This window comes from Qipengyuania sp. B-5 (genome assembly GCF_056857815.1).
This window is the reverse complement of the sequence record NZ_JBSXNU010000048.1, coordinates 50,015-73,147: the sequence shown is the minus strand read 5'-3', so window position 1 is coordinate 73,147 and position 23,133 is coordinate 50,015. Positions and strand designations below refer to the sequence as shown.

15 protein-coding genes and 2 tRNA genes are annotated in these 23,133 nt (G+C 58.9%); 7 read left to right on the top strand and 10 right to left on the bottom strand.

Annotated elements, in window-relative coordinates:
• Nucleotides 1-744 precede the first annotated feature (744 nt).
• Nucleotides 745-819: transfer RNA gene (locus AC13CE_RS09590), tRNA-Asn, on the bottom strand.
• 97 nt (nt 820-916) lie between these two features.
• Entirely contained in the window at nt 917-1,699 is a 783-nt protein-coding gene (locus AC13CE_RS09585) for an NAD kinase (protein WP_221540864.1), read from the bottom strand.
• Between the two features lie 267 nt (nt 1,700-1,966).
• On the opposite strand from AC13CE_RS09585, the gene AC13CE_RS09580 reads away from it, so the two are divergent.
• Entirely contained in the window at nt 1,967-3,145 is a 1,179-nt protein-coding gene (locus tag AC13CE_RS09580; protein ID WP_247710501.1) for an EAL domain-containing protein, read from the top strand.
• Between the two features lie 9 nt (nt 3,146-3,154).
• Here the strand turns inward: AC13CE_RS09580 and mfd are convergent, their stop codons facing one another.
• On the bottom strand, nt 3,155-6,646 hold the full coding sequence (gene mfd / locus AC13CE_RS09575; protein ID WP_482972210.1) for a transcription-repair coupling factor: 3,492 nt from the start codon (nt 6,644-6,646) through the stop codon (nt 3,155-3,157).
• A 36-nt stretch (nt 6,647-6,682) separates the two neighbouring features.
• Nucleotides 6,683-6,961 carry an FAD assembly factor SdhE gene (locus AC13CE_RS09570; RefSeq protein WP_221540858.1) on the bottom strand — a complete coding sequence of 93 codons (279 nt, stop codon included), beginning with the start codon at nt 6,959-6,961 and terminating at the stop codon, nt 6,683-6,685.
• Between the two features lie 55 nt (nt 6,962-7,016).
• Here AC13CE_RS09570 and recG point away from each other — a divergent pair, with 55 nt between their 5' ends.
• Nucleotides 7,017-9,080, top strand: a complete 2,064-nt coding sequence (gene recG, locus AC13CE_RS09565) for an ATP-dependent DNA helicase RecG (RefSeq protein ID WP_482972211.1) — start codon at nt 7,017-7,019, stop codon at nt 9,078-9,080.
• A gap of 18 nt (nt 9,081-9,098) precedes the next feature.
• Here recG and AC13CE_RS09560 read toward each other — a convergent pair whose 3' ends face one another.
• The 5 genes from AC13CE_RS09560 to AC13CE_RS09540 all read right to left on the bottom strand — a co-directional run bounded on the left by AC13CE_RS09560 (nt 9,099) and on the right by AC13CE_RS09540 (nt 16,248).
• On the bottom strand, nt 9,099-9,572 hold the full coding sequence (locus AC13CE_RS09560) for a low molecular weight protein-tyrosine-phosphatase (RefSeq protein WP_482972209.1): 474 nt from the start codon (nt 9,570-9,572) through the stop codon (nt 9,099-9,101).
• Between the two features lie 65 nt (nt 9,573-9,637).
• Nucleotides 9,638-10,708 (bottom strand): M14 family metallopeptidase, encoded by a 1,071-nt coding sequence (locus AC13CE_RS09555; RefSeq protein WP_221540854.1) that lies wholly within the window; start codon nt 10,706-10,708, stop codon nt 9,638-9,640.
• A 124-nt stretch (nt 10,709-10,832) separates the two neighbouring features.
• Entirely contained in the window at nt 10,833-13,898 is a 3,066-nt protein-coding gene (locus AC13CE_RS09550) for a TonB-dependent receptor plug domain-containing protein (protein ID WP_221540852.1), read from the bottom strand.
• A 17-nt stretch (nt 13,899-13,915) separates the two neighbouring features.
• Nucleotides 13,916-14,866, bottom strand: a complete 951-nt coding sequence (locus tag AC13CE_RS09545; RefSeq protein ID WP_482972208.1) for an alpha/beta hydrolase — start codon at nt 14,864-14,866, stop codon at nt 13,916-13,918.
• A complete protein-coding gene (locus AC13CE_RS09540; RefSeq protein ID WP_345719469.1) occupies nt 14,863-16,248 on the bottom strand; it encodes a dicarboxylate/amino acid:cation symporter in 1,386 nt (461 codons plus the stop codon). Before AC13CE_RS09540 ends, AC13CE_RS09545 begins: the two co-directional genes overlap by 4 nt.
• A gap of 202 nt (nt 16,249-16,450) precedes the next feature.
• Between AC13CE_RS09540 and AC13CE_RS09535 the strand changes: the two genes are divergently transcribed.
• On the top strand, nt 16,451-18,136 hold the full coding sequence (locus AC13CE_RS09535) for an ATP-binding protein (protein WP_221540850.1): 1,686 nt from the start codon (nt 16,451-16,453) through the stop codon (nt 18,134-18,136).
• A complete protein-coding gene (locus AC13CE_RS09530; protein ID WP_221540849.1) occupies nt 18,133-19,437 on the top strand; it encodes a sigma-54-dependent transcriptional regulator in 1,305 nt (434 codons plus the stop codon). The genes AC13CE_RS09535 and AC13CE_RS09530 overlap by 4 nt, the downstream gene beginning before the upstream one ends.
• 79 nt (nt 19,438-19,516) lie before the next feature.
• Here AC13CE_RS09530 and AC13CE_RS09525 read toward each other — a convergent pair.
• A tRNA-Pro gene (locus AC13CE_RS09525) sits at nt 19,517-19,593 on the bottom strand.
• 141 nt (nt 19,594-19,734) lie between these two features.
• Here AC13CE_RS09525 and thyA point away from each other — a divergent pair.
• The 3 genes from thyA (at nt 19,735) to AC13CE_RS09510 (ending at nt 23,129) form a co-directional block, all read left to right on the top strand.
• Complete coding sequence (thyA, locus tag AC13CE_RS09520; protein ID WP_221540833.1) at nt 19,735-20,676, top strand: thymidylate synthase; 942 nt, start codon at nt 19,735-19,737, stop codon at nt 20,674-20,676.
• Nucleotides 20,677-20,766: 90 nt separating this feature from the next.
• Nucleotides 20,767-22,071: a 3-methyl-2-oxobutanoate dehydrogenase (2-methylpropanoyl-transferring) subunit alpha gene (locus AC13CE_RS09515; RefSeq protein WP_221540832.1), complete on the top strand. Its 1,305-nt coding sequence runs from the start codon at nt 20,767-20,769 to the stop codon at nt 22,069-22,071.
• On the top strand, nt 22,068-23,129 hold the full coding sequence (locus AC13CE_RS09510; RefSeq protein WP_221540830.1) for an alpha-ketoacid dehydrogenase subunit beta: 1,062 nt from the start codon (nt 22,068-22,070) through the stop codon (nt 23,127-23,129). The genes AC13CE_RS09515 and AC13CE_RS09510 overlap by 4 nt, the downstream gene beginning before the upstream one ends.
• Nucleotides 23,130-23,133 lie beyond the last annotated feature (4 nt).

Here is a 23,133-nt window from a genome sequence, read left to right as displayed (position 1 = left end):
AGGTCACCCCGGATCGCTTCCAGCGCCACCTTTGCCTTGAACTCCGCGCTGTAGCGCTTCCTCGTCTTCTTCATTTCCCGTCCATTCCTCAGGTCGGGATTAGCTTAGCACCCTGTCCAAATTTCCGGGACCACCTCAGTTGTCAGTATATCGCTATGGTCGCCGTTTTAGCTTCAGGCCTTCATTTCTTCCGCAGACAAGACCAGTGTCATGGCATGACCCTCAGCATATCGCGGAACGAATGTGGGTTGAGATAAGGTAGGCCAGCCCCCTCAAAGGCGCGGTGAAATATCTCGCGGATCGGCGCGCTGGTGGACCAGTCGTGGTACACTAAGTGGATCGGCTGAAATGCGATGTTATTGCTAAGATCCACGGCGTTTGCCGGGGGAAACGGATCTGCCGGCGCCCAAAGTCGGTCTTCCTAGTTTCGCATGCCTATTCTGTGACGATATCAAGTCTACCCTCACATACGGGGGTGCGTCCTGCTCTACATTACTGCCCGCACTGTCGAGGCGCCAGTCAACTGCACTAGCGCTTTGTTTTGCGCTATTTGCTGAGAAATCGCAGGAAGCGGCACTAAATTTGACCCTACATAATGTGATAGTTTTTCCGTTGTTTACTGGGCTGTTCCGGCATGTGGCATGGTTCGCAAAGGCCGTGTGCTGCGCTATGGTAAAGAGTGTGAGAGCGGATTGGCGACAGGTCTAAGAAGGCGAGGCAATTAAAAACTCTAAGAAGAGTGAATGGCTCCCCGAGTTGGATTCGAACCAACGACCAAGTGATTAACAGTCACCTACTCTACCGCTGAGCTATCGGGGAGCAGCCTCTCGGCAGGGGTGCGCCTATATGGGCGGCATTCCGGTTTGGCAAGCGGGCTTTTGCAATTTTTCGCCGAGCATTCTCCAGCACCGTTTTGTCAAACGACAAATTGCTCCGAAACAATGCGTTCGTCCAGAGCGTGGCCGGGATCGAACAGCAAGGTCAGGACATTCTCCCTCGCGATCTCAAGGCGGACTTCCGTTACGTTGCGGATTTCTCGCTGGTCGGCGACAGCCGAAACGGGGCGCTTCTCCGCTTCCATTACACGGAAGGTCACACGGCTGCGGTCGGGCAGGATTGCCCCCTTCCAGCGGCGCGGCCGGAACGCCGAGATCGGCGTCAATGCCAGCAATTGCGAATCCAGCGGGAGGATTGGCCCGTCAGCGGAGAGGTTATAAGCGGTAGAGCCGGCTGGGGTCGATAGGAGCACCCCGTCGCAAACCAGTTCCTTGATACGTATCTTGTCATCCACTGCGACTTCGATTTTTGCTGTCTGGCGTGTCTCACGCAGCAACGAGACTTCATTTATAGCACAGAAACGGTGGATGCTCCCGTCCTGCGTCTCTGCTTCCATCGCCAAGGGAGCGATAGTGTGCAGCTTCGCACGGGCGAGCCTGCCCAGCAATTTCTCCGGTTGACGGTTCTTGTTCATCAGAAAACCGACGGTGCCGAGATTTACCCCATAGGCCGGTAGAATACGGCCAGCATCCAGCATCGCATGCAGGCTTTGCAGCATGAATCCGTCGCCGCCGAGGACCACCACGGCATCCGCCTGGCTCACAGGGACCCAATCGGCCAGTGAAGCGAAAATCGTTTCGGCGGCCTCCTGTGCCCGCTCGGAATCGGATACGAGGAGTGCAAGTCGCTCAAATTCGGCCATATCCGTCCCGTTAGGCTGCACACTCGATTTCGGCTGTAAGGTTCGCATCCCTATGGGTGGCTGTGCCGTTTGGCAACAACGTCGATTTTTTGAGATTATCTTGCAAAGCAATGGTAAGGTGCACAAATGGCAACCGTGCACCATAATGTAGCTCACGAGTCGAGCGACGCCTTGACCGGGCTGGGCGGCCTTCCCCAGATACGACGTGTTGTCAGCTCTTGGGTTGATAATTGGCCGATTTCGGCTGGAGCGTGCCCGGTCCATGCGATGCTGATTTCGCTCGGCCGAATTGACACCGTCAACGTTGCATTCGGTGAAACGGCAGGCGATGGTGCGTTGGTCGAAGTCGCGCATCGTATCCGCCATTTTGCAAATGACGAACTCGAAAGTCATCCGTGGCTAGCCGCTCGACTATCCGGCGGGACATTCATGTTGGTGGCGCATGCAAATGCCAGCCAAGAGCGCTGGCAATGGCTTGCGGAGGCGCTGGCCGACGCGATTGCGGCGCCTATCGCAAATCCGGAAGGCGGCGGCAGCTTGCGTCTGTGGCCCCGGATCGCCCTGATGCGCGCAGGGGAACATGACGATGTCGATCGAATGCTCGACCGCTTGTCCGAAGTGACGGCCTTGATGCGCCAATCCCACGGTCGTCGGATCGAATGGTCCAGCGGGACACTGGAAATGGCGCCTCGATCCAATATCGAGCTCGAGGCGGACCTTTTGGCAGCCATCGATCAGGGCGAGATCGAAATCCTGTTCCAGCCTCAATATTCACTCGTAGATGGTCGGATTATTGGTGCGGAGGCATTGGCCCGTTGGCATCATCCGATTGTCGGAAGAATCGGGGCCGCTGCGCTTTTCCAGATTGCAGAGCGTGCGGATCATGTCGCACATCTTTCACGTCACATAGTCCGGCGTGCGCTCGAGGCGGCAACTTTCTGGCCCAGCGACCTCCGCCTTTCGATCAATATCACTCCGGTAGATCTGGCCGCAGACAATTTCGCAATCGACTTTGCCCGGTTGGCGGACAGGATCGGATTCCCGCTGTCGCAAATCACGCTTGAGATTACCGAGCAGGTGCTGCTTGCCGATCTCGATCGTGTCAGCCGTGTGCTTCACCAGCTTAAAGTGCTTGATGTGCGCATAGCACTGGATGATTTCGGAGCCGGCTTTTGTAATTTCCGATATCTCAAGGTGCTGCCGATAGACTGCATCAAACTCGATCGCTCGATGGTGGAGGGCGTTCTCGAGGATGAGCGCGATCGGGCAGTGTTCAGGGCAATTATGGGTATGGCCAAAGCGCTCGAACTAGGCGTTCTGGTAGAGGGAATAGAAACCGATCGCCAGCGGGACTTCGTGGCGGCGGAGGATTGCGAGTGCTATCAAGGTTTTCTGGGTTCCGAGCCGATTGCGCCGCAGGAGTTCCTCAACTTGGCAAGGCAATAGCCCGCTTCGTCAAGCCGCCTGTTTGCCCCGTTTTTTCGCTTTCCGCGCGATCCCCGACAAGCCTTTGGTAAGTTGGAACAGCCCGTTGAGACGGCTTTCAGGGGAATTCCATGCACGGCTGATCACAAGCTTCATATCAGGGCGCAGCTTGGCCGTGCCCCGAAGGCGATCTACATAAGCGATCAATCCCGGACCGTCCGGAAAGTCGTCCTTATGGAAGGTGACCAGCGTACCTGCTGCGCCAACGTCGATCTTGGAGATGTTGGCTTCGACTGCCTGCAGTTTGATCTGGATGAGGCGAACGAGATTCTCGGTCGCCGACGGCAGCGGACCGAAACGATCGATCATTTCGGCGGCCATTGCTTCGACCTCGCCTTGGGTTTCGGCATCATTGAGGCGGCGATATAGTGCCATTCGCACAGCCAGGTCCGGCACATAGTCTTCCGGAATCATGATGGGCGCATCGACCGTGATTTGCGGGCTGACCGTTTCGCGCTTGGCCTCCAGACCCAGTTCGCCTGCTTTGGCAGCAAGGATCGCATCTTCGAGCATCGACTGGTAAAGTTCGAAGCCGACCTCGCGGATATGGCCCGACTGCTCGTCGCCCAGCAGGTTGCCTGCACCTCGGATGTCTAGATCATGGCTGGCAAGCTGGAAGCCCGCGCCGAGACTGTCGAGATCGCCGAGTACCTTGAGCCGCTTTTCCGCCACTTCGGACAGGGCGACGTCTTTCTCATAGGTGAGATAGGCATAGGCGCGCAATTTCGCGCGTCCCACGCGTCCACGCAGCTGGTAAAGCTGAGCGAGGCCGAAGATGTCCGCACGGTGGATGATAATGGTATTCGCGCTCGGCAGGTCGAGCCCGCTCTCGACGATGGTCGTGGCGAGCAGGACGTCGTACTTGCCCTCGTAAAAGGCACTCATCCGCTCCTCGATCTCGCCCGCGCTCATCTGGCCATGCGCAGAGACGAATTTCACCTCGGGCACGTTCTCGTGAAGCCAGTCGGAAATCTGCTCCATGTCCGAGATCCGAGGGACAACAATGAAGCTCTGCCCGCCACGATGATGTTCGCGCAGCAGCGCCTCGCGCATGACCATGTCGTCCCATTCCATGACGTAGGTGCGAACGGCGAGGCGGTCGACCGGTGGGGTCTGGATGGTGGAAAGTTCGCGCAGGCCTGTCATCGCCATCTGCAACGTGCGAGGGATGGGCGTTGCTGTCAGCGTCAGCATGTGAACATCGGCACGAAGCTGCTTCAGCCTTTCCTTGTGCGTGACGCCGAAGCGCTGTTCCTCATCGACAATGACTAGGCCGAGGTTCTTGAAATTCGTCTGTTTGGACAGGATCGCGTGTGTGCCGACGATGATATCGACATCGCCTTTCGACAGACCTTCCCGCGTTTCCTTCAATTCCTTGGTCGGTACGAGGCGTGACAGGCGACCGACATTCAGCGGGAAACCGTTGAAGCGCTGACTGAAATTCTCGTAGTGCTGGCGGGCGAGCAAGGTAGTGGGAGCCACCACCGCGACCTGCTGGCCGTTCATTGCCGCGACGAAGGCGGCTCGCAATGCGACTTCGGTTTTCCCGAATCCGACATCGCCACAGACCAGGCGGTCCATCGGCTTACCGCTTTCGAGGTCGCTCAAAACGTCCCGGATTGCACGTTCCTGGTCGTCGGTCTCTTCGTACTGGAACCGGTCGAGGAACTGGTTGAACGAGGCCTCGTCCACCTCGAACACCGGCGCCTTCTTGAGCGCTCGCTGGGCAGCGACCTGCATCAGTTCACCGGCAATCTCGCGGATGCGCTCCTTGAGGCGTGCTCGCCGCTTCTGCCAGGCTTCGCCGCCAAGCCGGTCGAGCATGACTGCTTCTTCGGAAGAGCCATAGCGGCTCAGTACGTCGATATTCTCGACCGGAATGAACAGCTTGTCGCCGCCTTTGTATTCCAGCTGGACGCAGTCGTGCTTGGACTTGCCCACCGTGACTGGCTCGAGGCCGAGGTATTTGCCGATGCCATGCTCGGTATGGACGATCAGATCGCCGATGCTGAGTGCCTGCAGTTCGGCAAGAAAGGCGTCGGCATCTTTTCGCTTCTTCTTGCGCCGCACAAGCCGGTCGCCGAGAATATCCTGCTCGGTGAGCAGCTCCATTTCGTCATTGGCGAAGCTGGCTTCGAGAGGCAATACCATCGCCGCTGGCTTGCCCTTGGCGCTCAGGCCGAGCGCTTCCTGCCAGCTATCGGCCAATTGCACTGGCGAATCAGCCTCGGCAAGGATCGAAGCAATGCGCGCGCGGCTGCCGGGCGAATAGGCGGCAAGTAGAGGACGCTTGCCCGCCTTGCCGAGCGCTTTCAGGTGTTCGGCAAGAACGGGATAGACATTGTCTCCGCGCGCACGCTCGGGCGCAAAATCGCGGCCTGACTTGAAGCCGAAATCGATGACCGTGCCACTTTCCGGTTCGTCGAAGGTCGTAGCGCGGTGGACGGGCGTTTCGGCGAGCGCTGCCTTGAACTCGCCTTCGGTGAGGTAGAGCGCTTGCGGTTCCAGTGGGCGATAGCTGCCCTTGGCCTGTCCGCTCGCCGCCTTGCGCTGTTCGTAATAGTCGGTGACATCCTTTATCCGCTCGTCGGCGGCGGCAAGCGAAGCGTTGTCGATGACCACCGTATCCTTGTCGTCGAGATGGTCGAACAGAGTGACCAACCGTTCCTCGAACAAAGGTAGCCAATGCTCCATCCCTGCAAGGCGCCGGCCTTCGCTCACGGCCTCGTATAAGGGATCCTGGGTGGCATTCGCACCGAACATCTCGCGATACCGGCTGCGAAAACGTTTGATGCTGTCCTCGTCCAGTAGCGCTTCGCTGGCAGGGAGCAGGAGATGGGTATCGAGGCGCCCGGTGCTCATCTGCGTATTGGGATCGAAACTGCGCAGGCTTTCCAGTTCATCGCCGAAAAAATCGAGACGCAGAGCTTCGTCCAGCCCGCTCGGGAAGACGTCCACAATCGAACCGCGGATGGCGTATTCGCCCTTGTCGATTACCGTGTCGGTTCGGCTGTATCCCTGCTTTTGAAGCAGGAGCGAGAGGCTGTCGCGCCCAATCTCGATGCCGGGTTTGAACTCGCGCACGCTTTCGCGGATGCGGAAGGGCGTAAGCGTGCGCTGAAGCACGGCGTTCGCGGTGGTTACGACCAATTGCGCCTTCGCTTTTCCGGTCTGCAAGCGGTGTAGTGCGGCAAGACGCTTTGCGCTGACCGACAATGCGGGACTGGCGCGATCGTAAGGCAGGGAGTCCCAAGCTGGAAACTCGATGACTTCCAGCTCCGGTGCAAAGAACTTCGCGGCTTCGGCAATTCCGCGCATCGCTGCATCGTCGGGTGCAATGAAGATCGCGCGTCCGGTTCCGGCGCGGGCAAGGTCGGCCATTACCAGCGGCTGCGCGCCGCGAGCGACCTGCGCCAGCGTGAGCGGTTTGTCGGCTTTCAGGATACGGGAGATATCGGGCATCACGGGGTCAGCGCCGTAGCGCCCGCGCCGTTCCCGTCAACGCGGAATGTCGACGTAATCGAGCTTCTGCATCTTTTCGATCAAAGCGCCCTGGAAGCGCGGTGGGGTAACTTGGGTTTTCAGCGCCCAGGCCATGATGTCCACATCGTCTTCCTCGAGCAGTGCCTCGAACCAGGCGAGTTCCGCTTCGCCCCAATCTGCGTGATAGCGGTCGAAGAAGCCCCCGATCATGTAATCGGCTTCGCGCGTGCCACGATGCCAGCTGCGGAACTTGCAGCGAGCGAGACGACCTTCGGTTGTAAGCATTTCGGGCATGGGGCGCGGGTAGGGCACTCGCCAAAGCGGCGCAAGCGGCTATAGACTGGCCATGATGCGCCCGGACGTTCTCAACCCTCTTTTCGCTGAAACGGAAACGCTGGATGGCGTCGGGCCGAAGCTCAAAAGGCCGCTCGACAAGCTCGGGCTCAAGCGCGTGAAGGACCTCGCCTACCACCTGCCCGAACGCTTCGTGACGCGCCGCGCGGTTGATAATGTCGACGAAGCGGGCGAGGGCGAACATATCGTCCTCAAGCTTGCAGTTATCGAACACCGTGGAGGGCGTTCGCCTCGCGCGCCCTATCGTGTGCTGGCGCAGGACAGTATCGGCAACGTACTGGCACTCACCTATTTCGGACGGGCATCCTACAGCGCGAAAAAACAGCTTCCGGTGGGCGAGACGCGCTGGGTAGCCGGCAAACTCGAGCGCTATGGCGACATGTTGCAGATCGTCCATCCCGATCACGTGGTGGAGGAGGGCGGTGACACCCTGCAGCGTCTCTGCGAACCGGTTTATCGCCTCTCGGAGGGGCTCACCCAGCCACGTGTGGCGGGACTTGTCGAGCAGGCTCTGACGAAGTTGCCGGAGTTGCCCGAATGGATCGAACCAACCCAATTCGAGAAATCCGACTGGCCCCAATGGCAGGATGCACTGCACCTGGCGCATAAGGGCGAACACAAGGCGGCTCGCGATCGGCTGGCTTATGATGAATTGCTGGCAAACAGCCTCGCGCTGATGCTGGTGCGGGCCGACAATCGCAAGCGGAAGGGGCAGGCGCTGCAGGGCGATGGTAGCTATCGCGGCAAGCTCGACCTGCCGTTTCCGCTTACCGGTGCCCAGAAGCGTGCGATTGCCGAGATCGAGGGCGACATGGCGCAGGAAGCGCCCATGCTTCGATTGCTTCAAGGCGATGTGGGCGCAGGGAAGACCGTAGTAGCACTGGAAGCCATGCTGATCGCCGTCGAGGCCGGGGCGCAGGCTGCATTGCTCGCACCGACCGAAATTCTCGCCCGCCAGCATTACGAGAGCCTGCGACGGATGGCCGAGTCCACCGGTGTGCAGGTCGCACTGCTGACGGGGCGCGATAAGGGCAAGGCGCGCGAGGGTACGCTGATGGGGCTGCTCGACGGCAGCATCGACATAGTTGTCGGAACCCATGCAATTTTTCAGGACACTGTCGCCTATCGCAATCTCGCCATGGTGGTGATCGACGAGCAGCACCGGTTCGGCGTGGGCCAGCGTCTGATGCTCGCAAGCAAGGGCAAACGTGCGCCACATGTCCTTGCGATGACCGCTACGCCGATCCCGCGCACCTTGACGTTGGCGCAATATGGCGAGCTGGACGTGAGTAAACTGGACGAGCTGCCCCCCGGGAGGCAGGCGATCGACACGGTGGTGATGGGGCAGGACAGGATCCCCGCGCTGGTCGAGCGGCTCGCGGCGCAATTCGCCGAGGGGCGGCAAGCCTTCTGGGTCTGCCCCATGGTGCGTGAAGTAGATGGGCCGGAGGAGATTGCTGCTGCCGAGGCGCGTTATGCGGCGCTGAAGGAAAGGTTCGGGGACGATGTGGTCATGGTCCACGGCCAGCTTGCGCCCGAGGTGAAAGATGCCGCGATGGAACGGTTCACCCGGGGCGATGCCAGCTTGCTCGTCGCCACCACCGTGATCGAGGTAGGAGTGGACGTTCCGAACGCCACTTTGATGGTGATTGAACAGGCGGAACGGTTCGGCCTTGCCCAGCTGCACCAGCTGCGCGGCCGTGTCGGTCGGGGGAGCGCAAAGTCCTTCTGCGTGTTGCTGCATGGCGAAGCGCTGCCCGAAACAGCGCAGAAACGACTGGCGCTGATGCGCGAAACGCAGGACGGTTTCCTCCTCGCCGAGGAAGATCTGCGCCTGCGCGGTGGCGGGGAACTGCTTGGTACGCGCCAGTCGGGCGATACGCCCTTCGCCATTGCCAGCTTTGAACAGATCACCGAACTGCTTCCCAAGGCGCATGACGATGCCCGGCTGCTTATGGAGCGGGATGGCGGGCTCGAAGGAAAGCGAGGTGCGGCCGCGCGGATCCTGCTGTATCTCTTCGAGCGCGATTTTGGGGTGAAGACATTGCGCGGGGGCTGACGGCCGCCAATATCCGCTTCAACCATGCTCCTCGAGCAACACCTCGAGCAGCGCGCGCGCTCCTGCATCGACTTCTTTCCAGGTGGCGGAGAAGCCGTCCAGTTCCCCGAACCAAGGATCGGCCACCTCGCGCCCTTTCTGTCCAGGAACAATATCGAGCAGCATCGCCACTTTCGCCATGCCATCGCCCGGATCGATCCGGGCTATGTTCGCCATATTCGAACGATCCATCCCCAGGATATAGTCGAATTCGCGAAAGTCCCGGGGCCTCAACTGGCGACCGCGATACTCCTTGATATCTATCCCGTACTTACGTGCTTCTTCGATTGCGCGCGGGTCCGGGGCTTCCCCCACGTGGTAATCGGCAGTGCCTGCGCTTTCGATGTCGACCTCGAACCCGGCTTCTGCGGCAGCTCGACGCAAGGCGGCTTCGGCGAGCGGTGACCGGCAGATGTTGCCGAGGCAGACGAAAAGTACTCTGGGTTTGCTCATATCGGGACGGCAACCGTTACGCGGTACGGCACGGAATGTCATTCATGCATCTGTGCTTGTACCAGTTAGCGTCGAGTCTTCTTCAGCATCTCATCGAGAGCGGGCAACATTGTCCGTGCGAAGATCCGGGAAGCAACCGAAGTAGCGTTTCGATCGGTTTCGTCACCAACTTCGAGAGTGTATGCTGGGATGCCGAATTGAGTATGGAACCAGTTCTTGGATGTCCCTGAGCCGGGGTTCGCATTGCGCCTCTCTATATCGAATGCGTAGCCTTCTATTCTGTCCTTATTGCGTCCCAGCCAATCTTCCAGGAAGGCCTCTTGGACGGCATCGTTTTCGTCGGCTCCTTGTACATAGAACAGATTTGATCTGGTAGAATGGAAGTCAATCATGGCGGTAGGTCTGACTGCAGGATCGAGCTTTTCCAGCCAGGCTGCGATTGCCCTGGTTTCGGGCTGCGAGAATGAACCCCAGTCGCGATTCAGGTCTTTCCCCCCGAGATTGGCGCGCCAGTGCCCGCGCATCACTCCATCGGGATTGAGCAACGGTACTGCCAGCACCTGGTATTTTGCGGGATTGATTTTGCTTCTGTCGTAATTTGCTACCAGCTCTTCCAGAAATGCTTCCATAGCGACGGCACCGCTCACTTCGGGTGGATGCGCTCGACCAAGTAGAACGATGAGGTGAGGCGCCGCGGGATTTCCCATCCTTAGCCCTACAATCGGGTTTCCATCCAAACTCCGCCCAAGGGCCTGGCGACTCACATGCTTGGATTGCTCCATGCGGTCGTAAAATTCGGTATAACGCGTGGCGTCAAACAACTCCTGCCCGCTCACAATTCCCGTACCGGTTCGGAGGTGGAAAAGAGCCGATTTCCCCTCGTTTCCCTCGTCGACCTCAAATACATTTGTGGCACTTTTGGTTGCCACTTTGGGCGGGTAGCGATGCCTTCCGACCGGATAATCCAGCGTAATCGCCACATCTACGCCCGGCTTTGCCTCGTAACGAAAAGCATACCATGGACTAGGATTGATCGGCGGAGCATGCTCGGGTGTGACAACAATCCGGAATGCGCGCTCGCCCTCGATCACGCAGTGCGATTGCGATGCTCCTTCAAAGTCGAAGGCAATAGTCACTGCGCTCGTCGAGCACGGTGGAGCCGCAATATAGGCACTATCGGAGAGCGGCGCGAACCTGGCGCACGCTCCTGCAGCAAAGGAGAGCGCAAGAAGGCCAAGCGCTCTCCCCCAGTTTAGCACGTCAGAACTTCTTACGTAGCTCGACATGGAAGACGCGGCCCCGCGCGCTATGCAAGTCGCTGAAGAAGCCATAGGTTTCATCGGCCAGGGGCGGATCCTCGTCGAACAGGTTGTTGATGGCGAAGCGTAGCCGCGTGCCATCGAGAGCGGTATCATTGTTGATTGTATAAGCGATCGAGAAATTTACAGTGAACATCTCGTCGACGGGGAAGTAATTGGCGTTGAGATCGTCGCTTTCGATCGGGTCGTCGCGTGATACACTGGTGTCATAGACACTGCCTACATAATGCCCGAACAATCCGACATCGACCGGGCCATAATCCCAGTTGATAGAGCTGCTAAATCGCCACTTGGGACGGCCGTTCTGTTCCAGCAACTCACCCAGCCCGTCGACCGTGATTTCGTCGGGCAGGATGCCGGCTTCGACTGCATCGAGCAACTCCTGACCATCAGTGCCTGCCGATTGTACGAAGCTTTCGAGCCGCGCTGCATTGAAGCGCAGCCGGAAATTGCCGAGGCCGAAATCAGGTACGCGGTAGAACAGGCCGAAGTCCCAGCCCTTTGAGATACGACCGTCGAGGTTGAGGTAATCATCCAGCACGAAATCGATCTGTCCGGCCGGAGCGAGCCCGGTGCCGACGAAAAGGTCGATTTCGTCCTGAGTAGGGTCAAGGCGGATCACATTGGGATTTGTGCTGCCGTTCAAGCGGCGAAGAAAGTCGAGGGCAATCGCATTATCGTAACCGAAGGTGCCGACCAGCCCTTCCTGCTTCACACGCCAGTAATCGGCAGTAAGAGTGAGGCCCGGAATGAATTCCGGTTCCAGAACCACGCCCAGATTGATGCTCGTGCTGTCTTCCGGGACAAGATTTTCGGTGCCGGAACGGAAGCTTATGATGCCTCCGCGGGCACAGTCGCCCAAGTCGTCAACAATGCCCTTCTGTACCTGCGCCTGGCAGATGACATAGTCTGCATTGGTGTTCGACCGCGTGGTGCCCTCGTCATTGACCTGCACGAGGTTCGGCGCACGGAAACCTTGCGACCACGCACCGCGGAAGGTCACGCCCGGCAAGGTCGTCCACGACGCGGCAATTCGGGGGACTGCGGCAGTCTCATCGATGTCGGTGAAGTGCTCGAGACGCCCTGCGATCTGAAGGTTCAACTCCTCGATCAAAGGAATGTCCATTTCGGGTGCGACAAGTGGCACAAAGACTTCGGCGTATGCCGAATAAACATCGCGCCTGCCATTTGTATCGGGTGAGGGACTGGAGCCGGCAACGTCGCTACCGTTGAACTCGCCCGTCACACTGTCGGTGAAGGTTATCGTGCCGTCGAGGCGCGGATCGCGATCATCGTAGAAAGTCTCGCGGCGCCATTCAATGCCGGCTGCCACGCCAAGATCGCCACCCGGCAAGCTAAGCAAATCGTCTCGGCTGAGCTTGAAGTCGGCCAGTGCCAGCGAAGTACCGCCCTTGCGATAGACATCGATGCGGAACGGATCGATCGACGATTGTGGATTTGGTGTGCAGTCTCCTTGGCCCGGATCGTCAAGGCACCCCCCGTTGAAGGGGTTGTAGGCGTCAGGCGTGGTCAGATTTATCTGCTGCTGCATTAGCGTGAGCGAAACGCGGTTGCGGGCAAGGTCGATGGTGTCGGCTTCCGAATAGAGCAAGCCGGTATCGAAGTCCCACGCGCCGAAATTGCCGCGCAGGCCCGTGACGATACGATAAGTGTTTTTAGTAACCGACACGTCGCGATTACCGACATCGACGAAGCGATACCGCTCCATGATCAGATCGGCGCCATCGTCGCTGATGGCGGTGTCGGGCAGTCGGTTAGGACTGTCGATCGGCCCGAAGGGATTCCAGTAAGCATTTCGCGCAATGCCCACCGGGACTGCGCTCAATATGGCTGATGGAGTGATGTTTCGCCGGTTTTCCGACCGATAGTAACTTGCCTCGACATAAGCCTTGAGGTTGTTGGTGAGCTCGTAGTTGAGCAACGCCATTGCGTTGTAGCGGTTCTTGCGGCTGATCAGGTTATTGCCGAAGTTCCGGTTATACCGCACATCCCTTGTCGGCGTTGTTCCACCTCTGGCACAAATCCCGTCGCCGAAATCCAGATCGCAGCCGGGAAAATAGTCGGGCTGGAGGTAGAAGTCGTCATCGCCGATCGGAGTAGCGCTGCGCGGGGCCTGGATATCGAATTGACCATAGGGACCGAAAGTGTTGCGATTGTTGAACTGGGTATCGCCTTCGAAGTCGGTTCCTTCAAGCAGCGCAGTCCGGTCGTCGTCGGCTGCATAGTCGCGCTCCGAAGCGGGCATTCCGTTCTCGTGGAAATATCCGCCATACACGGTCAGGTTGCCGCGTCCTTCGGCAAAATCGAAGCCAAGGCCTCCGCTGAGACGGTAGTTGTAGAGGCTTGTACCCTGCGATCCCCGCCAGTCGGCTTCGAGGAACCCGCCATTCATGTTACCTTTGAGGACGGTATTGATAACGCCAGCGACAGCATCAGCACCGTAGATGGCCGAGGCTCCATCGCGAAGCACTTCGATCCGGCGAACGCTGCCCGGTGTAATTTCGTTCGTGTCGGATGAGACGACCGGCACCAGGAGTTCCGTCTGGAAGCCCGGGTGTAGGGTCATGCGGCGACCGTTGATCAGCAGCAGCGTGTTGCCGGTGCCCAAATCGCGCAGGTTGATCGATCCTACATCGCCGCGGGCATTGTTGACCGTGGTTTCATTCTGTTCGTTGAAAGCGACCGTCCCGGCCTGCGGGATGGCGCGGAACAACTCGTCGCCCGAAGCTGCACCGGTGTTTTCGATCGCCTGTTCGTCGAGCACTGTCACGGGAAGTACGTCGTTGATCTTGGCTCCCCGGATCTGGCTACCGATTACGACGATAGTATCCGCATCGCTCGGCTCGACCTCCGGCACGGTATCTACGGCCTGCGGTTCCTGTTCGGGTTGAGGGGCATCCTGTGCGGAGGCACCCGTAGCCGTTACCGCAGCGAAAACGCTTGCGCCGCACAGCAGTGCAAGCTTTGTGTTACTCTTGGTATTCATGGGCTTTCTCCCTCCCTTCAAATCTGTTCTGTCGTGCGCCTGGTTTGCCAGGCCTCGAAAATGTCCGGCCATTGGCTCAGGATTTGCTGTGGTTTGCCGAGTCCCCAGCCGTGGCCTCCCTGTTCGAAAATGTGCAATTCTGTTGGCGCGCCCTTGGCAACCAGCGACTGGAACAGGGCGATACCGTGACCCGGCGGCGTGATCGGATCGTCAGCGGCAGAAAATATGATCGTAGGCGGTGCGTCCGCCGACGCGTGCGTGTCGAGCGACCATGCTTCCTGTGCAGCCAAGCTCGGGTCGGTACCGATGATCTCGCGGCGAGTCCGCGTCGTATCGTATGGCTTCCGAAGAGACACGACTGGAAACAGCAAAACTGCGAAATCGGGGCGGGCGCTTGCCGCCTCGTACCTGTCGTTCCCCTCGTAGAACGCTTTTTCCGGCTGAAGCGCGGTGTAGCCTGCCAGATGCCCACCGGCGGAGAATCCCATGATACCGATAGCGTCAGGCCTGATGCCGAAGTCACCGGCGCGGGTCCGAATGATTTTCATCGCGCGCTGGGCATCGGCAAATGGGGCACTGGCATCCCAACCGTCGTTGGGCAGACGGAAGATCAGTTCGAAGACTGTGTACCCTTGATTCTGCAGCCACTGTGCTGCGGGCGTCGATTCCTTCCAAAGCTGGATACGAAAATAGCCGCCGCCGCCGCAAACAAGCACTGCTTTGCCGTTAGGATGATTGGGCCGATAGACCCGCATGCGCGGCTTCGAGATGTTGGATACGGCACCATAGCCGCTTCCTTCGCCCCCGATTTTTTCCGGTCCGGTTGTTCCGCCCCTGCCCGGCGGGGTGCCGGGCCAGAGTTCGATTTCCTCTAGCTGGTGCGCCAACGCGGGAGTGCCGATCAGCGTGACCCCAGCAGCTCCAGCAGCAAGCGCGGTGGCAGAAATAAAGCGCCGTCGATCGATCATGATGCGATTTCTCCCAAAGATTTGTTTATCGCTTCACTATGCGGTCCCGTACGTTCGTGGCGCTCGATATCTTCTTCCGGCAAAGGCATAGGGCTACCGGCCATCGCGGCGCGCAACCGGTCGCGATCCAGCGCGTTCTCCCACTTTGCGACGACTACGGTTGCTACCGCATTGCCCACGAAATTCGTCAAGGCGCGGCATTCGCTCATGAACCGGTCGATCCCGAGGATAAGCGCCATTCCCGCTACGGGAACCGAGGGAACGACCGAAAGCGTCGCTGCAAGGATAACGAAACCTGCTCCGGTGACGCCAGCTGCGCCCTTCGAACTGACCATCGCCACCAGCACCAATGCGATCTGTTCGCCCAAGGTGAGGTCGATGCCCACTGCCTGCGCGATGAAAAGCGCAGCCAGCGTCATGTAGATATTTGTTCCATCGAGATTGAAGGAATAGCCTGTTGGCACCACGAGCCCGACCACGGTCTTGCGGCAACCGGCGACTTCCATTTTCTCCATCAGGCTGGGCAGCGCCGCTTCGGAGGATGAAGTGCCCAGAACAAGCAGCAATTCCTCTCGCAGGTATTTAATCAGAGCGAAGATCGAGAAGCCGGCGAGGCGCGCGACTATGCCCAGCACAACGATCACGAAGAGCAGCGAAGTCAGGTAGAAGGTCCCCACCAGCGCCGCGAGGCTAGCCAGCGAACCGATACCGAATTCGCCGATCGTGAAAGCGATGGCACCGAACGCGCCGATTGGCGCCAGTTTCATCAGCATGTGGACCAGCTTGAAAATCACCTGCCCGAACGAACTGAGCACGTCGAACACGAGATCGCTGTGCGGCCGGGTGGCGGCTATCGCCACGCCGCTGAGTATGGCAACCAGCAGAACCTGGAGGATGGACCCGCTGGTAACGGCACTGAAGAGTGTGGTCGGAATGATCCCTAGCAAGAAGCCTGAGAGCGTTTGCTCCTCAGCCGTGCTCGCATAATTTTCTACCGCTGCTGTATCGAGCGTTGCAGGATCGATGTTGAGGCTGGATCCCGGCTGGACAATATTGGCTACGATCAGTCCGATGATCAGTGCCAACGTCGAAAAGAAGAGGAAATAGGCAAAGGCCTTCCAGGCGACGCTGCCGACCGCGGACATGTCCTTCATCCCCGCGATGCCGGTGGCGACGGTAATGAAGATTACCGGCGCGATAATCATCTTCACCAGATTGATGAAAGCATCGCCAAGTGGCTTAAGCGAAGCTCCCAGTTCTGGGTAAAAATGACCCGTCAGCGCGCCGACTACGATGGCTGCCAGAACTTGCGCATAGAGGCGCTTGTAGATCGGCTTACCGCTGTCCGACAGACCCGCAGCAGCAGGTGCTTGCTCGCTCACGACCAATGATACTCTCCCTTTCGTTGCGGCTTCACACCGCATTTCAGCCATTTTGTGCAGGGAGAGTGCATTCATGCAATGTCGTGGCGCACGAAAATAAAACACCCTATTTTCAAAAAATTACTTCTATTTATCTTTCATATTGTGTGGATTTTCGCACAATTATGTTGCAAAATGTGCGGAAATCCGCACTCCTCCTGCTGTGTCAAAGCCAATCATCGGTCCCGGAATTAAGCGCTGGCTTGTCATAGCCGCGATCTTCACTGGCGTTGCGTTTGGCACTTTGCTGCTGGTCGACAGAACGATGCGCTCTCGAGCCATAGCCGAGGAACAGCTCGCCGCGCGCGATGATGCTGTGATCCTCGCTACCAGTCTCACCAGCGAGCTCGACAAGTTCAGTCTCTTGCCCTTGGCACTGGCCGAAGATCCGCAGGTCGAAGCGCTTGTCGCCGGAATGTCGCAGGAGGCGCATTCGCTCGACCTGCGGCTGGAGGCCCTCGCAACGCAGTCCAGCGCCGCTGCAATCTATGTAATGGACGGAGATGGTCGAACCCTGGCAGCGAGCAACTGGAACTTGCCGACCAGTTTCGTCGGCTCAAACTATGAATTCCGGGAATATTTTCGCGAAGCAATGCGGAATGGATCGTCGACGCAGTTTGCGCTCGGCACTGTGAGCCGCAAGCCCGGTCTCTATATCGCGGCCAGCATCGGTCCGGCCTCTGCACCCTTGGGTATCGTTGCCGTGAAGGTGGAATTCGACAGGACCGAAGCGAACTGGCGGCGCGCGACACGAGGCGTCTATGTTACCGATGCGGAAGGCGTTGTCCTGCTCAGTAGCAACGAAAGCTGGAGGTTCCATCTGGCGAGCGGCGGGGTGTCGAACAGCCGCAATGCTGCCAGCGACTTGCAGCAATTCGGGCGTTCTCCGCTACTTCCCTTGGCGCCGCAGCTCTCGGGTCTCAGCGAAACAGTGGTGCAGGTTCCGGTGACAAGGACGCAGCAGAATATTTCGCCTGCAGGCTGGGACCTTCATCTTGTTCTGGACCCTGGCCCCCGGGTAGCGGCAGCAGTGGCGACGGGCCGGCTGGCATTGGCACTGGCGCTTGGAGTACTCATAGCGTTGGTTTTCGGGGCCCTGCTGGTCCGGCGCCGCAGACTTGCTCGCGAGGAAGCGATCGTGGCTGAACGCACCGGAACCCTTCGCGACCAATTGTCGCAGGCCAACCGTCTTGCGACACTCGGACAAATTTCGGCGGGAGTTAATCACGAAATCGGTCAGCCGGTCGCAGCGCTGCGCGTTTTCGCCGAGAGCGGGGAGAAACTGGTTGCTGCAGGCAAGTTCGAACAGGCAGCGGCAAATTTCCGGGAAATCATGGGGCTCGCCGACAGGATCGGACGGATTACGGGCGAATTGCGGCGCTTCAGCAGACGACAGCCCGGTGAAACCAGAGTCGTCGCTATTGGCGAGATCATAGAGGGTGCACTCATGCTGCTTCGCGATCGCATAGTCACTCGGGGCAATCAGGTGAGATTGCCGGATGAGAGCTTGCGCGCAGTGGAAGTCGCAGCAGAGCATGTCCGGCTGGAACAGGTGCTGGTCAACCTACTTCAGAATGCCCTCGACGCGACCGACGACGAAGGCAGTATTGCCATAGAGATCGAACTCGATGGAGAGCAATTGCATGTTAGTGTTGTCGACGACGGCGAAGGAATTCCCGTCGGCCGGGAGGACAAGCTGTTCCAGCCTTTCGCGACCAGTAAGGAGGACGGGCTGGGCCTCGGGCTGATCATTTCGCGCGATATCATGCGCGACCTTGGCGGCGAGCTGCAATTCGAACGCCGTAATGACGCGACTTGTTTCACCATGATCATCCCACTTGCCTCATGAGCGAACAGTCACCCGATGTGATCTTTGTCGAAGACGACGAGGCGCTCCGCATCGGCGCGAGCCGGGCGCTGGAACTTGAAGGGTTTGCAGTATCTGCGTTCGCCGAGGCCAGCCTCGCCCTGTCTGAAATCGACGTAGATTTTCCCGGTGTCGTGGTCAGCGACGTGCGTCTCCCAGGAATGGATGGAATCGAGTTCTTCGCCCGCCTGCGCGAGCGAGACCCCGATATGCAGGTGATCTTTACGACGGCCCATGGCGATATCGACATGGCAGTCGATGCGATGAAGAACGGCGCTGCCGATTTCTTTCCGAAACCCTATTCGGTCTCGCGATTGGCCCACGCTATCAGGCGTGCCAGTGAGAGGCGCTCCCTCAAGATTGAAAACCGCAAATTGCGGGCCGAACTGAAAAGCCATTCGAAGACCGCAATGGTGGGGCGCGCACCTGCATCGATCCGCCTCAATACTATCGCGCAGGAAGTGGCTCGCACCGAAACCGATTTGCTGCTTCAAGGTGCTCCTGGAACCGGCAAAAGTTTTCTCGCGCGGCGTATCCACGATCTGAGCCACCGCGCCGACAGGCCATTTGTGGTGGTCGATCCGGGTGTATTCGCAAACGCAGAGGCCGATCTTCTTCTCTATGGCCGTGATCCCTCGGCAGCCCTCTCGCGGTCCGGGATGATCGAGCGTGCCAACGGCGGAACTCTGGTGCTTGATGCGATCGAGAGGATACCATCCCAGGCGCGTGCACGTCTGGTGAGCATGATCGACAATCGTAGCTTTCTAGCACTTGGTGCAGAGCGGCCGCGAAAAATTGATCTGCGTATAATTGGTACCAGTAGCTCAACCGAGGTTGACGCTAGCGGTCTCCGTGACCGGCTCGGCGGGATAACATTAGGACTCCCCTCTCTGATCGAACGAAAAGAGGATATTCCCGAACTCTTCCGTCTATTCGTGCGCGAGTATGAGGAAAGCCTCGGCCGGAAGGCCGAACCCGTAAACGAAATGGAATGGAAGCACCTCATCTCGCACGACTGGCCAGGAAATTTGCGAGAATTGCGGATGTTTGCGCAAAACTTCGTACTCGGACTGACCCATCTGGCCACTTCGAGCACTGTTTTAGAGAAGGACGTGAGCCTTCGTTCAATGATCGCAAATTTCGAAAAAGCGATCTTGGAGGACGCTATGGTCCGAACCAACGGCAAAATCTCAGAGGTGCAGCGTAGTTTATCGATCCCACGCAAGACCCTTTACGATAAACTTAACAAGTACGGCATCAAGCCCGACACTTTTCGAGATTGATATAGATTGTTGCCGAAGCCGATATTCCTGGCCGAAGGCAAAGGGAAATGAAAAGTTCAGCAATTTCGTGACGTTGTGATGGTCGGGGAGAGAGGATTCGAACCTCCGGCCCCTGCCTCCCGAAGACAGTGCTCTACCAGGCTGAGCTACTCCCCGACCGGATCGGCCCGTGGCGTTTAAAAGCCAGCGGGTGCGAAGCAGGCGCGGCCTATAGGTGTGGATTGCAACTGGCGCAAGCGCGCTTTTGCCTTATTTTGCTCCTAGGGTCTGTACCGACCACAAGAGTATCGATTGCCCGTGCCCGACACCCATTTCGAACAGCAATATCTCGACCTCATGCGCCTCATCTGGCTCGAGGGAGACGAGCGGCGTGACCGGACGGGCGTTGGCACGCGTTCGATCTTCGGCGCGACACTGCGGTTCGACCTTTCCGATGGCGCGATGCCGCTAGTCACCACCAAGCGGGTCTATTGGAAGACCGCGACCCGGGAACTTCTATGGTTTCTCACAGGGGAAACCAACATTCGCCCGCTGGTGCTACAGGGCGTCAAGATCTGGAACGAGTGGCCCCATGCACGCTATGTGGAGGAGACGGGCAAGGATATCGCGATTGACGACTTCGTTCAGCGGATCGCCGACGATGTAGATTTTGCCGCACAATGGGGTGATCTGGGCCCGGTTTATGGCAAGCAATGGGTCGACTGGCCAACCTATCAGCCGGTGAAGGGCGGCCTGTTCCGCAAAGGTCGGGGTGTCAACCAGGTGGCCGAAGTAGTTCGATCTCTACGCGAGAATCCCGGGAGCCGCAGGCACATTATCGAGGGATGGAACGTCGCCGAGGTTCCGCAAATGGCGCTCCCCCCCTGCCACAAGACCTACCAGTACCATGTGTCGACCGGGATCGATGGAGAGCCGCGCCTCAACGGCATCCTTTATCAACGCAGTTGCGACGTGGCACTTGGCCTGCCGTTCAATCTGTGGTCGGCTGCGTTGCTCCAGCGCATGCTGGCGCAACAGGCGGGTATGGAGCCCGGCGAGTTCGTCTGGATGGGGGGCGATACGCACCTCTATCTCAACCACGAACATCTGGTGAAGGAGCAGTTGTCGCGGGAACCTCAAGGCCTGCCACGGCTTGAAATCGTGCGACGTCCATCGACTATCTTCGACTACCGGATTGAGGATTTCGCGGTTCACGACTACACGCCGCACGGGCCGATCAAAGCCCCCGTAGCGGTGTGACACGAAGCGGACTCAAGCTTCACTTGACCGCTACGCTCGCGCGAAATAAAATAACGCGCAAGCGTAAGATTACGTCTGGGAGACGATTCTATGGCCGACAGGCCTCAAGGTACTGCGAAAGCCGGTGATAACCGTCCAAAGCTTTCGCTTCACGTACCCGAACCCAAATTCCGCCCTGGTGATGCGGTCGATTTCTCGCATATCGTAGTTCCGGAGGCGGGGGCGCAGCCACGGCCCGACGAAACGACCGATCCCAAGGATATGCTCGATTTCGCCCATGGGCTGATCCGGGTCCTGGGCGAAGACAACAAGGCGCACGGGCCGTGGGACCCGAAGCTCGACCCTGAAACCTTGCGAAAAATGCTCGGTCACATGGCCATGACGCGGGCCTTCGACGAGCGGATGTTCCGCGGGCAGCGCCAGGGCAAGACCAGCTTCTACATGAAGTGCACCGGGGAAGAGGCGACCAGCGTTTCGGCCTCGATGGCGCTCGCGGCGGACGATATGGTCTTCCCCAGCTATCGCCAGCAGGGCATCCTGATCCAGCGTGGTTATCCGATGATCGAGATGATCAACCAGATCTACTCGAACAAGGGTGACAAGCTGAAGGGCCGCCAGCTGCCGATCATGTACTCCAGCAAGGAGCACAGTTTCTTCACCATCTCGGGCAACCTAGCCACGCAGACCCCGCAGGCAGTTGGTTGGGCAATGGCATCGGCAATCAAGGGCGACAGCCGGATCGCAGCGACCTGGGTAGGCGAGGGCAGCACCGCGGAAGGCGACTTTCATTCCGCCTGTCTGTTTGCTACCGTCTACAACGCGCCGGTTATCCTCAACGTCGTCAACAACCAGTGGGCGATTTCCAGCTTCAGCGGTTTTGCCGGGGCCGAACGCGCCACTTTTGCTGCGCGCGGGGTGGGCTATGGCATTGCTTCGCTGCGGGTGGACGGTAACGATCCGCTGGCCTGTTATGCGGCGGAGCAGTGGGCTGCTAATCGCGCCCGTGCCAATGCCGGACCGACCCTGATCGAGTTCTTCTCCTACCGCGCTGAAGGCCACTCTACCTCCGACGATCCCAGCGGTTATCGCAGCGCGCAGGAGCGGGAAGAATGGCCGCTCGGCGATCCGGTCATGCGTCTCAAGAACCACCTCATCGAGCTCGGCGAGTGGGACGAGGAGAGGCAGGAAAAGATGGATCTCGAGGCGGCGGAATACGTCAAGAAGACCACCAAGGAGGCCGAGGCCAACGGCATTCTGGGGCATGGTCTCCACCACCCGTTCCGCACCATGTTCGAAGACGTTTTCGAAGAGCTGCCCTGGCACCTCAAAGAGCAGAGCGAGCAGGCAATTCACGAGCGCAAAACCAAATTCCCAGAAGGGTTGCCCGAGGCATGAGCGACACCAAGACCAAGGACGCATCCGCCACCGAGGGCCAGACAGACCGCCGACTGAACATGATCGAGGCTGTCAATGAAGCGCTTGATGTGATGATGGAACGCGATCCGAACACCGTCATCATGGGCGAGGACGTGGGCTATTTCGGTGGTGTCTTCCGGTGCACGGCGGGCCTGCAGGAAAAATACGGCAAGACCCGCGTTTTCGACACGCCGATTTCCGAATGCGGCATTATCGCTGCGGCAGTGGGGATGGGGGCATACGGCCTGCGCCCGGTGCCGGAAATCCAGTTTGCCGATTATATCTACCCCGGTCTCGACCAGCTGATTTCGGAGGCGGCTCGCCTGCGCTATCGGTCTGCGGCGGAATATACTGCGCCCATTACCGTGCGCAGCCCCTTCGGCGGCGGCATTTTCGGCGGCCAGACGCACAGCCAGAGCCCGGAGGCGATCTTCGCCCATGTTTCCGGCCTGAAGACGGTCATCCCGGCGACCCCCTATGACGCGAAGGGCCTGTTGATCAGTGCGATCGAGGATAACGACCCGGTCATTTTCTTCGAGCCCAAGCGCATCTACAACGGCCCGTTCTCGGGATATTACGACAAGCCGGTCGAACCTTGGAAGCGCTTCGAGGCCAGCATCGTGCCCGAAGGCTATTACAACATCCCGCTCGGCAAGGCGCGCTATGCCACGAAGGGGGACGAGCTTACCATCCTCGCCTATGGCACCATGGTCCATGTGGTCGAAGCGATCTGCCGCGAAAAGGGCGTGGAGGCCGACATCGTCGACCTGCGCACCATCGTGCCGGTCGATATCGAAACGATCGAGGAATCGGTCAGGAAGACCGGGCGTTGCCTCATCGTCCATGAAGCGACCCGAACCGCCGGTTTCGGTGCGGAGCTTTCCGCGCTGGTCACAGAACGCTGCTTCTACCATCTGGAAGCCCCGGTCCTGCGCGTGACCGGCTTCGACACGCCTTATCCCCACAGCCTCGAGTGGGCGTATTTCCCGGGTCCGATCCGCATCGGCGAGGCCCTCGACAAGATTCTGAGCGAGTAACCGC